Below are 13,010 nucleotides of genomic sequence, written 5' to 3'. Positions count from 1 at the left end.
TTTGGTTCTGGAGAACATACCGCATGACTAGCACTTCAAAATGTCCTCCTGTAGATCATTATGCACTCATAAAGACTCTTTGCAAGTCTTTTTGATCTCCTGTGGGTTAATTTGTTCTTTGGTGGGCCAAATGATTAAGTGCCATCTGTCTAAGCTGATGGGCGAGAAGAAACTCAAAATCGTCGACGTGGCGAGAGAAACTGGGGTTAACCGGGGCACTATCACCCGGCTTTATCACGAGACCGCGAGTCGCGTAGAGCTCGAAACTATCGAAGCTCTGTGTCGATATCTGGGCTGCGGCGTTGGTGATTTATTTGAGTTTGTGGATAAGCAGTAAGCAAAGTTCTGGCAGGGAGTAGTACAGGCAATGGCAATACCTGATTTCCAATCAGTCATGCGTCCGGTACTTCAAACAGTCAGCGACGGATATCCCCGGTCGTTGGCCGATGTGCGCGAGGCCGTGAAAGAAGCTTTTGAGCTGTCAGAGGAAGAGCGGAAAGAGCGTCTGCCATCCGGCAATCAGACGGTAATCAACAACCGGGTGGGTTGGGCAAGGACATATCTCAATAAAGCCGGACTTCTTACAATTCCGGAAAGAGGCATGGTGCAGATCACCGAGCGCGGTCAGGATGCGTTATGCAATGGACCCGAGCGCATCAGTGTTGCATGGTTAAAACAGTTTCCCGAGTTCCATAATTTCCATACCCAGAAACCAAAACCTGTCAGCGATTCCTTGAAGCCAGGGGACGACACCATTGAAGAGGCTACGCCTGACGAGCAGCTTGCCTCTGCGCACCAGTCTTTGATGGAAAACCTTGCCGACGAAGTGCTGGATAGCATCCGCAAAGCATCACCCTCTTTTTTCGAAAAGCTGGTCGTCGACCTAATGATCTCCATGGACTATGGCGGCTCCAGGAAAGAGGCAGGGCAGGCCACACAAACGACCAACGATGATGGAATCGACGGCATCATAAAGGAAGACAAACTTGGCTTGGATACCATCTACCTCCAAGCCAAGCGATGGGCCAATACGGTTCACCGTCCTGAAATCGATAAATTTATTGGTGCTTTGACTCGTCAGCGTGCACGCAAAGGTGTTTTCCTGACCACATCCGATTTTTCATCTGGTGCTCGCGATGCGGCCGCTGGACTGGATATGAAGGTTGTTCTCATCGATGGGCGCGAACTGGCTCAGCTCATGATCGAGAATAACCTAGGCGTTAATGTGAAGGACGTTTACGAGGTCAAGCAGGTCGATACTGACTATTTCATTGAAGAGTGACGCTCTGTTTTCAGAGGCTGTGTTCGCAGCTATCTGGCCAAAAATGGCGGATGCGTCGCTCGAATAAGTACAGCTGGAGTAGCGCACGAGCCACGCTCACAATGACCGGCCTCGGCAAGGATGAGTAAATAAGGGAGTACGCATGGTCAATCAAAATCCGGAACAAAAAGCCCGAGACGAGATAGATCAGCTCCTCGCAATCGCTGGCTGGGCGGTGCAGGACAAGAAAAAGATCGATTTTTCTGCCTCACTTGGTGTGGCTGTGCGCGAGTACCAAACTGATGTAGGTCCGGCCGACTATGTTCTCTTCGTGGATAAACAAGCCGTTGGTGTAATCGAAGCCAAGCCCGAGACCTGGGGTGAGAAAATCACCATCGTCGAAGATCAGTCCCAAGGCTACGCCAACGCCACGTTGAAGTGGGTCAACAACAGCCAACCTATGCGCTTTGTGTATGAAAGCACCGGCGTGATTACCCGTTTTACCGATGGCAACGACCCACACCCCCGCTCACGGGAAGTGTTCAACTTCCATCGCCCCGAAACATTGGCAAAATGGCTATATGAACCAAAAAGCTTTCGTGCCCGATTACAGGATTTTCCGCCGCTGAACACCACCGGCCTGCGGCACTGCCAGATTACTGCTATAACCAATCTTGAAGAATCGTTAAAGCAGGATAAACCCCGCGCTCTGGTACAGATGGCCACGGGCTCGGGAAAAACCTTTACCGCTATTACTTCCAGCTACCGTTTATTAAGAGAGCCGGTCAGTGCCAACCGAATCCTGTTTCTGGTAGACACCAAAAACCTGGGCGAACAGGCTGAACAGGAATTCATGAGCTTTTTGCCTAACGACGATAACCGGAAATTCACCGAGCTCTACACCGTCCAGCGCCTGAAAAACCAGTTCATTGCTAAAGATGCCCAAGTGTGTATTAGTACCATTCAGCGTATGTACTCCATCCTCAGGGGCGAACCGCTGGAAGAATCACTGGAAGAGCAGAACCCGGCGGAGCAATCCACCCGGCCAAAAGAACCCTTGCCGGTGGTCTATAACGACAAGATTCCCCCCGAGTTTTTCGACGTTATCATCATTGATGAATGCCACCGCTCCATCTACAACCTGTGGCGTCAGGTGTTGGAATATTTCGATGCCTATCTGGTAGGGCTGACCGCCACACCCGATAACCGCACCTTTGGTTTCTTCCGCAAAAACGTGGTTAGCGAATACGACCACGAAAAAGCCGTGGCGGATGGCGTTAACGTTGGCAACGAAGTTTATGTGATTGAAACCGAGAAAACCCGGAAAGGCGGCGAGATCACCGCTAAACAGCAGGTGGAAAGGCGCGAACGCAGCACCCGTCGCAGGCGCTGGGAAACCCAAGATGAAGACGAAACCTACACCGCCAAGCAACTGGACCGGAATATTGTTAATCCCGACCAGATCCGCACGGTGCTTCGTGCATTCAGGGATGCCCTGCCCAGCATTTTTCCAGGCCGAGAGGAAGTTCCGAAAACGCTAATTTTCGCCAAAACCGACAGCCATGCCGACGACATTATTCAGACAGTGCGAGAGGAATTTGGTGAGAGCAATCAGTTCTGCAGAAAGGTCACTTATCGGGTGGCCAACGACAAACTGGATGCTGACGGTAAAGTGATCGAAAAAGGCGAAGACCCTAAATCCGTACTCGCCCAGTTTCGTAATGATTACTACCCGCGGATCGCCGTGACAGTGGATATGATCGCCACTGGTACAGATGTGAAAGCGCTAGAATGCCTGCTGTTCATGCGGGATGTGAAGAGTAAGAACTATTTCGAACAAATGAAAGGCCGGGGCACCCGAACTCTGGATAAAGACAGTTTGAAAAAGGTCACGCCATCTGCGCAAGGCGCCAAAACCCACTACGTGATTGTGGACTCCATCGGCGTGACTCAATCCCTGAAAACAGCCAGCCAACCACTAATCACGAAGCCCAGCGTGCCCATGAAAGACCTGGCCATGGGCGTAATGATGGGCGCCAGCGATACGGATACTGTATCTTCCCTGGCTGGACGCTTGGCAAGACTGGACAAACAGCTGGACGACAAAGAGCGTGCCCGCATCGCCGGGAAAGCGGGCGGTATACCCCTGTTGACGATTATAGGTGAACTGTTCAATGCCATTGATGGCGACCGGGTGGAACAAAAAGCGTTGGAAATTGTCAGCCAGCCAGCGGGAACAGACCCTGGCGAGAGCGCCCGTGATCAGGCCCAGAAAGAACTGGTAAGCCAGGTTGCCAATGTATTCAACGGCGATTTGATCGACCTGATCGATAGCATCCGCCGAGATAAAGAACAAACCATTGTCCACGACGACCTGGATAATATAATCACCGCCGAATGGGCTGGTGAAACCACGGACAATGCCAAAGCCCTGGTGGAGGAGTTTGCCGACTACCTTCAGGGGCAGGCAGACAACATTGACGCTTTGAGCATCTACTTTCATACCCCTGCCAGGCGCAGCGAAGTGACTTACCCCCAAATCAAAGCCCTGCTGGAACAGCTTAGGCAGGAACGGCCAAAGCTCGCACCATTGCGCGTCTGGCAGGCTTATGCCCACCTGGACAATTACAAAGGCGAGAACCCATTGAGTGAGCTCACAGCCCTGGTGGCACTGATACGCCGCGTATGCGGCATCGACCCGGGAATCAGAACCTTCGGTAGCACCGTCAGAAAGAACTTTCAGGACTGGATCATGAAATACCACGCTGGTGGTAGCGACAAATTCAACGAACAGCAAATGGCCTGGCTGCACCTGATCCGCGACCACGTTGCCAGCTCATTCCACGTCGAGCGGGATGATCTGGATATGGCTCCGTTTGATGCCCAGGGTGGGTTGGGGCGGATGTATCAGTTGTTTGGGGAGCGGATGGACTGGGTGATGGGTGAGTTGAATCGGGAGTTGGTGGCGTGAGCAGCTTGGGGAAAGTCGATCTGGGAGCGTTAAAAAAAGCCGAATCCCGAATACTAGATGACATCCCCGATACTTGGGTTAAATCAACGCTGGGTGATTGCTTTGAATGGGGAAGTGGAGGTACACCAAGAGCTGGTAATAGCGATTACTATAATGGCGAAATCCCTTGGCTTGTAATTGGAGATCTAAACGATAGCGTTGTCGTGGCGTCGGGACAAACTATCACTAGAGAAGGTTTGAATAATAGTTCTGCCAAGCTTGTAGATGAAGGCACTGTATTGCTGGCTATGTATGGATCCATAGGGAAATTAGGGATTGCTGGCATGAGGCTGGCAACCAATCAGGCCATTGCTTTTGCCATACAGAATGAAATAGAAACAAAATATCTATTTTATTTTTTGCGATACGTGCGTCCAAATTTAAAGGATCTAGGAAAGGGAGCTACACAACAAAACATAAGTCAAACAGTAATCAAGGCTTTTCCTTTTCCCCTTGCTCCTTTGAATGAACAAAAGCGTATTGTCAATAAAATCGAAGAGCTCTTTTCCGAGCTGGAAAATGGTATCGCTGCGCTGAAAACAGCCCGCGAACAACTTAAAGTCTATCGTCAGTCTGTGCTCAAACATGCTTTCGAGGGCAAGCTTACTGCTCGGTGGCGAGAAAAAAACACTAGTGCGTCATGGCGGCTAGAAAAGCTGGGAAATCTACTTGCATTGCTTACCTCGGGATCGCGTGGCTGGGCAAAGTATTACTCGGACTCTGGCGACACATTTATACGTGCCCAGAACCTGAAATACGACAGGCTGGATTTAGATGAGAAAACCTTTGTTGCTTTGCCCAAAAAGACCGAAGGGCGAAGAACTCAAGTGCAGGTGGGTGATGTTCTTGTCACCATCACGGGTGCCAATGTAACCAAAACAGGACGGGTCTCTGCCGATGTCGGCACTGCATACGTAAGTCAGCATGTGGCTCTTTGTAGGCCCACAGAAGATATTGATTCAGAATTCCTTCATTGGTTTTTGGTGGCTGAGTCAGCTGGCAGAAAGCAACTATCGAAATTCGCGTATGGTGCGGGAAAGCCTGGTTTAAATCTAGATAACATCCGTTCAGTCGAGATCAACCTCCCTCAGCTTGAAGAGCAATATGAGATTGTAAACAAGCTACGGGAGCTGCTCTCCATTGAAGAAAATGTTTCGGCGTGCGTTGACGCTGAGTTGTGTCGTGTTGAATTAATCCGCCAATCCATCTTGAGAAAAGCGTTTTCTGGCCAGCTGGTAGCTGGCGGTGAAGTAAAGGGCGTGAAGTCTGAAATGGGACAGGGCTGTTCAAATGAACATTCTTGATTTGCAGAATGAATTTCGCGAGTTGATTGCACGCTTCCGTCAAGAAATTGAGGCGGCCAGTGCTATGACCCAGTTCGATGCTCATCAAGTGGCAGAAAACGTAATTTGTGGCTTGTTGCGTGAATTGTGTGACTGGCCAGATATGCACAATTTAAATGCTGATCAAGCGAATTTCCCCGGCATAGATCTCGCTGATGATACAGCGCGGGTAGCTGTTCAGGTTACGGCTACAGCTGATATTGGAAAAATAAAGCACACTATCGATACTTTTATAAGGCATAACCTTCACGAACAGTACGATCGACTAGTGCTCTATGTTTTGACCGCTAAGCAAGGCAGTTATTCACAATCTATTATTGAGACCGCCTGCCAAGGTAAGGTTAAATTCTCGTCTAGTCATGATGTCTGGGACTATCGAGAGCTTTGCGCTAAAGCCGCGGAGGCCCCGCCAAAACGGCTTCAGGCTGCGGTTGACCACCTGAAGGCACACCTGAGAGGGGTCCCAATAGGATTGGCGGATGAGGATATTGACCCGCCTAACAGCCCCGCCGAAACGTTAACGAGTAACCTTATCGATGTTTGGTTTCCTCCACGGTTGTACGTCGCACAGATAAATCAGGACCTCATAAAACGTCATGGTAAGCGAAAAGAGGGACGGTGGCGAAAAACTATACGCGAGTTAAATCAAGATATGGGCGTGCGCATTCCATCTGCCTATGTCATCCATAGCCGATCGGTGATTACGTTTTTTGATTTGACGAAAGATGCTAATCCATTTCGTCACTTGATTGAGCTGGGAACAGCAGAGGAACATTCAAGCCAGGATTTTTTTATGATCGACGATGATCATGAGCGCGTATTCAAATCTTTATTGCGGTTCTCTCTCCAGCATCGTCTGGCTAGGGAACGTGTTCATTGGGAAAGCGAGTCAAAGGAATTTATATTTTTGCCTCGCGAGGATAATCTAGACCAAAGAACAGAAACGTGGGAGGGCGCGAAAAAGTCCACGCGTACGGTGTTCACAAGACAGTACAACAAGAAAGATCCATCTAAAGTATTTACGCAGAAGCACCTTTCTTTTTCAGTAGATTTCTTGAACCTCGAAGATCAGTGGCTCATCTCTATAACGCCAAACTGGTATTTCAGTTACGGGCGAGATTTCAGAAAATCGCCTTTCGGCCAAGATAACTTGAGTTGGATAAAACGCCAGGAAAATAATCAGCAGGTTAGAAACCACTTCCGATTCATTGCAGCATGGCTTCTATCCCTCGATGAGGAAGATCTTTTTTCCGATCAATCCAAAGAGGACATATTTATTTCATTTGGTGAAATTCTTAGCTTTGACGGTGCACCTGCGCTCGATGAGTCAAGGTGGGCCGCTTTACCTTCACAGGTTAAAGATGAATTTGAGCGAAGGCTAGGGTTGTTCGAATAATGAAGCTTGTACATGTAAATGAGCCAAGGCTTGAATTTTTTAACGGTACTCACGTATGTCCTCGGCGGGGTATCTCTGCCTACGGCGTATATGATAGAAACTCACAAACTCGTCGCACAAATATTCTTCTTGGTGCGGTTGGAACCAATAAAGACTTGGAAGAGTTCTCTAACCTGCTCGATAGAATGAGTCATCCCATTCACGGTGCGAGCGAGGACCACAAGAGTAATTTATTCCCGGACTTTTGTGGGTTTAACAGTAAAGCAGGATTCCATTCAGAGCTTGTTTTTAATGAAGATCTAGGGCGTAAGCTCAGGCAGCTAGACATTGAAAAAGTAGTAAGAATAAAGGATCGAGTTCGACGGATTGACGAGGCTATTAATCTTTATTACGAGGAGGTCAAGTTTTTGGCGCAAAACAGGCCAGTTGATGTGGTTGTTTGCGTGCTTCCGAAAGCGATTTTCGACGCAGTCAGTAAGGATGCCTCCGCCGAAGGCGAGGAAAAACTTGAAGAAAGTATTGAGGTGCGATCAGAGTTTAACTTCAGACGTGCTCTGAAGGCGAAGGCAATGCACTTGGGGAAGCCTCTACAGTTACTACGGACCGAGTCTCTCACCTCCGGTGGTAAAGGTCAGCAGGACGATGCAACCAAAGCCTGGAATTTGGCCACAGCGCTCTACTACAAGGCTGGAGCGACCAATCCTTGGCGGTTAGAGAAAAATGGTGGGAGTTCCCTGTCATGTGCGCTTGGCATTGCTTTCTATCGCAGCAGAGACAAAAAAACACTCAATACCAGTCTGGCTCAGGTTTTTGATGAATTAGGCAACGGTCTGATTTTGAGGGGCACTCCAGTTCACCTGGAAAAAGGGGACAGGGTGCCCCGTCTATCTGAGGAACAGTCTTACACTTTGTTTAAAGCAGCTCTTGAAGAGTATCGGAATGCAATGCGAACGTATCCGGGTAGGGTAGTCGTGCACAAAACATCGAACTTCTCTGATCCGGAAATTGCAGGTTTCATGTCTGCCGCTGTTGATTTGCATATCGATACGGTGGATTTCGTGACGGTTATGGATTCACGGTTCAGGCTTTTTAGAAATGGGGGGTACCCGCCATACCGCGGCACCTCTCTGGTTCTGAATGACCAACGACAATTGCTCTATACGCGCGGATCTATCTGGTATTACAAGACTTATCCGGGAATGTATATTCCGCAACCGCTGGAGTTGCGTGTTGTAAGGTCGGATCAAAGTCCTGCATTTCTAGCGAAGGAAATCTTGGGTCTAACCAAAATGAATTGGAACAATACCCAATTGGATGGCAAATATCCGATCACTCTAAGTTGTGCAAGGAAAGTGGGTGAGATCATGAAGTATCTTGACGATAACGATCGACCACAGATCCGTTATGGCTTCTACATGTGATTGAATTTCCCTTGAAGTCCAATCAATGAACATCGACTCACTAAATTAAACAACCTCGTGTTTGCCGCTAAGGAACATCATCAATGAATACTTCGTCTATCGTTTCCCGCGTTTGGAGCTTCTGTACAACTCTGCGAGACGACGGTGTGGGCTACGGGGACTATCTGGAGCAACTTACCTACCTAATTTTCCTAAAAATGGCGGATGAGTACAGCAAGCCGCCCTACAATCGGAATGTGGGAATCCCGGAGGAGTACAGCTGGCAGTCGCTCACCAGTAAGAAGGGGGCCGAGCTCGAAGTGTTGTATGTTGAGCTATTGCGTGAATTGGGCAGACAGACCGGAATGCTCGGGCAGATCTTCACCAAGGCTCAGAACAAGATTCAGGACCCGGCCAAGCTGTATCGGCTGATCGATATGATCGATAGTACCCAGTGGGTATTGATGGGGGCTGACTTAAAAGGGGATATCTACGAAGGGCTACTGGAGCGCAATGCGGAAGATACCAAATCCGGTGCGGGTCAGTATTTCACGCCACGACCGCTGATTCGCGCTATGGTTGATTGTTTGCGGCCGGAGCCGGGTAAGACCATTGCTGACCCATCCTGTGGTACTGGAGGCTTTTTCTTAGCGGCCTATGACTTTCTCACCAATCCGGAAAACTTCCAGCTCGATAAAGATCAGAAGCAGTTTTTAAAACACAGCACGTTTTTTGGCAATGAAATCGTCGCCAATACCCGTCGTCTGTGCCTGATGAACATGTTTCTGCACAACATCGGGGAGATCGATGGCGATAGTCTGGTTTCCCCAAATGATGCGCTGATTGCAGCAAGCCCCGTCAATGTAGATTACGTGCTTGCGAACCCGCCTTTCGGAAAGAAAAGCTCTATGAGCTTTACCAATGAGGACGGCGAGCAAGAAACCGATGGGCTGACCTATAACCGTCAGGACTTCTGGGCCACCACTACAAATAAACAGCTCAACTTTGTTCAACACATCCGCAGTATGCTGAAAACCACCGGCAAGGCGGCTGTAGTTGTGCCCGATAACGTACTGTTTGAGGGCGGTGCCGGTGAAACCATTCGTAGGAAACTTCTGGAAAACACCACGCTGCATACCATTCTGCGTTTGCCCACGGGGATCTTCTACGCTCAGGGCGTGAAAGCAAACATTCTGTTTTTCGATAACAGGCCCGCTAGTCCCGATGCCTGGACGAAAGAAGTCTGGTTCTATGACTACCGCACCAACATCCACCACACTCTAAAGAAAAAGCCCATGCGATATGAACATTTGGCTGACTTTATCAAATGTTATAATCCCCACAATCCCAGCAAGCGAGTGGAAGCCTGGCATCCGGAAAACAATCCGGACGGCCGTTGGCGCAAATACGATTATGAAGAGTTGGTCGCACGGGATAAAACCAGCCTGGATATTTTCTGGTTGAAGGACAAAAGTCTGACTGACTTGGATAACCTGCCGGAACCAGACGATCTTGCTGAGGAGATAATTGAAAATCTGGAAGCTGGATTGAACAGCTTCAGAGAGGTTCTCAGCGGACTTTCCAAAGCATAAACGTTGAGCGGTAGGACTGTTTTCTGTGTCCAAGTCATTATTTTCGGATTCAGTGCAAAGGTCAGAATTCTTAAGCCTAGAAAAATGTGCCAAAAGCTGTGGACACACCATGGACACAATTTGGACACAGGCTCGAATTCGTGTGCCAAACAGCACAATTTCAGAAGCTGGGCAGCGGTCATCGCGTAGTTTGAAATTAGACTGGAAGAAATTTGCGAGAGTGCGGGGTTTTCAAAAGGCTGGTGCGTCTAACTTGCTGAAATATCGATCAAATGGCCCGCCCGAGAGGATTCGAACCTCTGACCTCCGCCTCCGGAGGGCGGCGCTCTATCCAGCTGAGCTACGGGCGGTCTTCAACAAAGTTGGCATTTTTGACCGTTGCCTTCGGTCCCGGATTTTTTCTCTGACCCTTGCCTCCGGAGGGCAACGCTCTATCCAGCTGAGCTACGGGCGCTTCGAGCTCGACGATGACTCGCCGATTTCGAGTGCGCAATCTTACGTGCGTAGCGGGTGTCTGTCCAGCCCCCGGCGGCAAGTCCTGACCTCAGTTCTGGGGTAGTCGCTGCTCGGGGGTAATCGATACCAGATTGTTGTCATTGCTGAAGGTGACCTCGCCATCCTGGATGGTCACCTGGAAGCTCATGGACCGGTCCGCGAGCGCTGCCAGGGCCTCAGTGCTGTCGCCGGGTAGGTGAACAATGGTGAGGTTGTCGAAACGTTCCAGCTTGCCGTGATGTTTGTCCCACCAGACTGGGAATGCGCGATCGCCATAGGTGTAGAGGATCACTTTCCCGGCGCGGTTGCAGGCCTTCCTTATTCGGTCTTCTTCTGGCAGGCCAAGCTCGATCCATAATTCAATTTCGCCGGTCAGGTCTTTCTGCCACAGCTCTGGCTCATCATCGGTGCTCAGGCCTTTGGTAAATTCGAGGGTGTCGCCGGCGTTCAGGGCAAAGGCAAGCAGCCGGATCATCACGCGCAGGTCCGTTTCCGACGGATGCTGGGCGATGGTCAATTGATGATCCGCGTAGTAGTGACGGTCCATGTCGGCGATGTTGAGCGTCGCCTTGAGGATGGTTGCTTTGAGCGCCATGGGCTTCCTGCATTGGTATCGGGATAGGGGTTTGGGCTAGTGTAATGCAATTCTTTCCCGGGTGAGTGTAAGCGCATGCCGATGTTGCGTGGTTTTCTGGTTCTGGTGCTGTTTTTTATTCTTGGCGAGTCTGTGCGCCTGCTTCTGGCGTTGCCGGTGAGTGGCGGCGTGCTGGGGATGGTGGTCATTACCTTCACGCTGATGCTTAAAGGCAACGTGAGTGATGATCTTGCTCGGGCCAGCCAGGGGCTGATATCGGTGCTGGTGCTCTTGATCATGCCGGGGGTGGTGGGTGTGTTTTTCACGGCGAACCAGTTCTCCGGGCAGTGGCTGGCGGTTGCGGCGGCATTGCTGGTGGGCACCTTTCTCAGTGTGCTGACGACGTTGTTGTTGATGAAAGCGGTGACGAAAAGAGGCGTTAGCGATGGTGAGTGAGCTACTCGCGCGCTTCCAGGCCCTGCCGGAGTCGCTTGCCGCCACCCCGATTCTTGCGATCGGTTTGACCCTCGGTGCCTTCTTTGCCGGCAACTGGCTGTTCTCCCGCATTGGCCGGCCTATCTGGCTGCCGCCGGTTGTTTTGTCTGCGTGTCTTTTATCTGGCTTCATCGCGTTGGCGGTGGATTACCAGGATTACCAACAGGGCGCGCGGTGGCTGACGGTGTTGCTGGGGCCTGCCACCGTCGCACTCGGGATTCCCTTGTACCAGCAGATGCACCATATCCGTGCCATGTGGCGCCCGATTGTGGTCACGCTGCCGATTGCCGCCACCATGGCGGCGGTTTACGCCGTGGTGATTGGCTGGGCTCTGGGGGCCACACCGGAGGTCCTGGCATCGCTGGCGCCCAAGTCGGTTACTGCGCCTATCGCCATCGGTATTACCGAGCAGTTGGGCGGTTCGGTGCCCCTGATGATGGGCGGGCTCCTGATCACGGGCGTGGTGGCAACCCTCTTCGTAGACCTGCTCGCGCGGCTTTTGCCTGTTGACGACGAACGGATTCTGGGCTTTGCCCTGGGGCTGAATGGCCATGCCATCGGAACCGCCAGGGCGTTTGAAATCAGCCATAGCGCCGGCGCGTTTGCGTCTCTGGGGATGGGACTTACCGGTGTGTTTACTGCCCTGATCCTGCCTCTGGTTTTCCGGCTGTAAGTCTGCGCCAAATCAGGTCATTCACCTGGCGTATAGCCCCATGTCGCAATTTCGATTGCCCTAAGTGTTTTCCGAGACTAGCTTGTTGGCCAGGCATTCGGCGCCGTTCTGCGCCGATGTTCCGTGAAAATTCCTAAAACAGCGACGGAAAACGCGATGAAAAAACTGATTGCAGCATTTGTCGGTTCCATGGCCCTGGCGGCGGCGCCGGTAGCCCTGTCTGCCGAGGCGACCAAGGAACTGAAGATGGCGTACGACGCCGACCCCGTGACCCTCGACATTCATGAGCAGCTGTCTGGTGGCATTCTCCAGCTGTCTCATATGACCTTTGATCCGCTGTTGCGCTGGACCAAGGATCTTGGTTTCGAGCCGCGCCTGGCAGAGAGCTGGACCCGGGTTGATGAAAACACCATGCGCTTCAAACTCCGTTAGGGCGTGAAGTTCCATTCCGGCAACGAGCTGACGACCGCGGATGTGAAGTTCACTTTCGACCGCCTGAAGCAGAGCCAGGATTTCAAGGCCATCTTCAAGCCCTTCAGCGGCATCAACATCATCGATGATTACACCTTCGAGCTGGTCACCAGTGAGCCCTATCCGCTGCTGCTGAACACCGCCACCTATATCTTCCCGTCGGAGTCTGTCAACGTAGATGTCGCGTTTAAGTCATCAGCTCTTTAACAATTGGCCGCCTTTTCCGGGTTCAGAGTGACTGATTCCGGCAAGCTGAAGTTTCGGATATCACCAGACCAGCGACGCGGGTTCTCGGCTTTC

General features: G+C 50.9%; 12 protein-coding genes and 1 tRNA gene. 11 read left to right on the top strand and 2 right to left on the bottom strand.

Annotation, left to right across the window (positions count from 1 at the left end):
- Window positions 1–40: 40 nt before the first annotated feature.
- The 7 genes from AC13DD_RS09670 to AC13DD_RS09640 all read left to right on the top strand — a co-directional run bounded on the left by AC13DD_RS09670 (window position 41) and on the right by AC13DD_RS09640 (window position 10,002).
- Window positions 41–337 carry a helix-turn-helix domain-containing protein gene (locus AC13DD_RS09670; protein ID WP_482931087.1) on the top strand — a complete coding sequence of 99 codons (297 nt, stop codon included), beginning with the start codon at window positions 41–43 and terminating at the stop codon, window positions 335–337.
- Between the two features lie 30 nt (window positions 338–367).
- Window positions 368–1,282 (top strand): restriction endonuclease, encoded by a 915-nt coding sequence (locus tag AC13DD_RS09665; RefSeq protein WP_305965651.1) that lies wholly within the window; start codon window positions 368–370, stop codon window positions 1,280–1,282.
- Between the two features lie 142 nt (window positions 1,283–1,424).
- The gene (locus AC13DD_RS09660) at window positions 1,425–4,232 is read left to right on the top strand and encodes a type I restriction endonuclease subunit R (protein ID WP_305965652.1); all 2,808 of its coding nucleotides are present in this window, start codon (window positions 1,425–1,427) and stop codon (window positions 4,230–4,232) included.
- On the top strand, window positions 4,229–5,575 hold the full coding sequence (locus AC13DD_RS09655) for a restriction endonuclease subunit S (RefSeq protein ID WP_305965653.1): 1,347 nt from the start codon (window positions 4,229–4,231) through the stop codon (window positions 5,573–5,575). Before AC13DD_RS09660 ends, AC13DD_RS09655 begins: the two co-directional genes overlap by 4 nt.
- On the top strand, window positions 5,562–7,010 hold the full coding sequence (locus tag AC13DD_RS09650; RefSeq protein ID WP_482931086.1) for an SMEK domain-containing protein: 1,449 nt from the start codon (window positions 5,562–5,564) through the stop codon (window positions 7,008–7,010). Before AC13DD_RS09655 ends, AC13DD_RS09650 begins: the two co-directional genes overlap by 14 nt.
- The gene (locus AC13DD_RS09645; protein WP_305965655.1) at window positions 7,010–8,431 is read left to right on the top strand and encodes an argonaute/piwi family protein; all 1,422 of its coding nucleotides are present in this window, start codon (window positions 7,010–7,012) and stop codon (window positions 8,429–8,431) included. The genes AC13DD_RS09650 and AC13DD_RS09645 overlap by 1 nt, the downstream gene beginning before the upstream one ends.
- An 83-nt stretch (window positions 8,432–8,514) precedes the next feature.
- Window positions 8,515–10,002, top strand: coding sequence for a class I SAM-dependent DNA methyltransferase (locus AC13DD_RS09640; RefSeq protein ID WP_482931085.1), 1,488 nt, complete (start codon window positions 8,515–8,517; stop codon window positions 10,000–10,002).
- 273 nt (window positions 10,003–10,275) lie between these two features.
- Here the strand turns inward: AC13DD_RS09640 and AC13DD_RS09635 are convergent.
- Window positions 10,276–10,352, bottom strand: a tRNA-Arg gene (locus AC13DD_RS09635).
- A gap of 194 nt (window positions 10,353–10,546) precedes the next feature.
- Entirely contained in the window at window positions 10,547–11,092 is a 546-nt protein-coding gene (locus tag AC13DD_RS09630; protein ID WP_008169944.1) for a YaeQ family protein, read from the bottom strand.
- A gap of 75 nt (window positions 11,093–11,167) precedes the next feature.
- Between AC13DD_RS09630 and AC13DD_RS09625 the strand changes: the two genes are divergently transcribed.
- From AC13DD_RS09625 to AC13DD_RS09610, 4 genes are all read left to right on the top strand, one after another.
- Window positions 11,168–11,527 carry a CidA/LrgA family protein gene (locus tag AC13DD_RS09625; protein WP_008169943.1) on the top strand — a complete coding sequence of 120 codons (360 nt, stop codon included), beginning with the start codon at window positions 11,168–11,170 and terminating at the stop codon, window positions 11,525–11,527.
- Window positions 11,517–12,239, top strand: coding sequence for an LrgB family protein (locus tag AC13DD_RS09620; protein ID WP_092033508.1), 723 nt, complete (start codon window positions 11,517–11,519; stop codon window positions 12,237–12,239). The genes AC13DD_RS09625 and AC13DD_RS09620 overlap by 11 nt, the downstream gene beginning before the upstream one ends.
- Before the next feature lie 156 nt (window positions 12,240–12,395).
- Window positions 12,396–12,671 carry a hypothetical protein gene (locus tag AC13DD_RS09615; protein WP_227507707.1) on the top strand — a complete coding sequence of 92 codons (276 nt, stop codon included), beginning with the start codon at window positions 12,396–12,398 and terminating at the stop codon, window positions 12,669–12,671.
- Between the two features lie 3 nt (window positions 12,672–12,674).
- Window positions 12,675–12,917 carry an ABC transporter substrate-binding protein gene (locus tag AC13DD_RS09610; RefSeq protein ID WP_482931084.1) on the top strand — a complete coding sequence of 81 codons (243 nt, stop codon included), beginning with the start codon at window positions 12,675–12,677 and terminating at the stop codon, window positions 12,915–12,917.
- The last annotated feature ends 93 nt before the right edge of the window (window positions 12,918–13,010 follow it).

The sequence above is a fragment of the Marinobacter sp. L-13 genome (assembly GCF_056857715.1).
Note: the sequence above shows the minus strand (reverse complement) of the source record. Positions and strands in the feature narration are given on the sequence as shown.

Coding starts and splice junctions, on each gene's coding strand:
- AC13DD_RS09670 (WP_482931087.1), top strand. CDS start 41: ATGTCCTCCTGTAGATCATTATGCACTCATAAAGACTCTTTGCAAGTC.
- AC13DD_RS09665 (WP_305965651.1), top strand. CDS start 368: ATGGCAATACCTGATTTCCAATCAGTCATGCGTCCGGTACTTCAAACA.
- AC13DD_RS09660 (WP_305965652.1), top strand. CDS start 1,425: ATGGTCAATCAAAATCCGGAACAAAAAGCCCGAGACGAGATAGATCAG.
- AC13DD_RS09650 (WP_482931086.1), top strand. CDS start 5,562: ATGAACATTCTTGATTTGCAGAATGAATTTCGCGAGTTGATTGCACGC.
- AC13DD_RS09645 (WP_305965655.1), top strand. CDS start 7,010: ATGAAGCTTGTACATGTAAATGAGCCAAGGCTTGAATTTTTTAACGGT.
- AC13DD_RS09640 (WP_482931085.1), top strand. CDS start 8,515: ATGAATACTTCGTCTATCGTTTCCCGCGTTTGGAGCTTCTGTACAACT.
- AC13DD_RS09630 (WP_008169944.1), bottom strand. CDS start 11,092: ATGGCGCTCAAAGCAACCATCCTCAAGGCGACGCTCAACATCGCCGAC.
- AC13DD_RS09625 (WP_008169943.1), top strand. CDS start 11,168: ATGCCGATGTTGCGTGGTTTTCTGGTTCTGGTGCTGTTTTTTATTCTT.
- AC13DD_RS09620 (WP_092033508.1), top strand. CDS start 11,517: ATGGTGAGTGAGCTACTCGCGCGCTTCCAGGCCCTGCCGGAGTCGCTT.
- AC13DD_RS09615 (WP_227507707.1), top strand. CDS start 12,396: ATGAAAAAACTGATTGCAGCATTTGTCGGTTCCATGGCCCTGGCGGCG.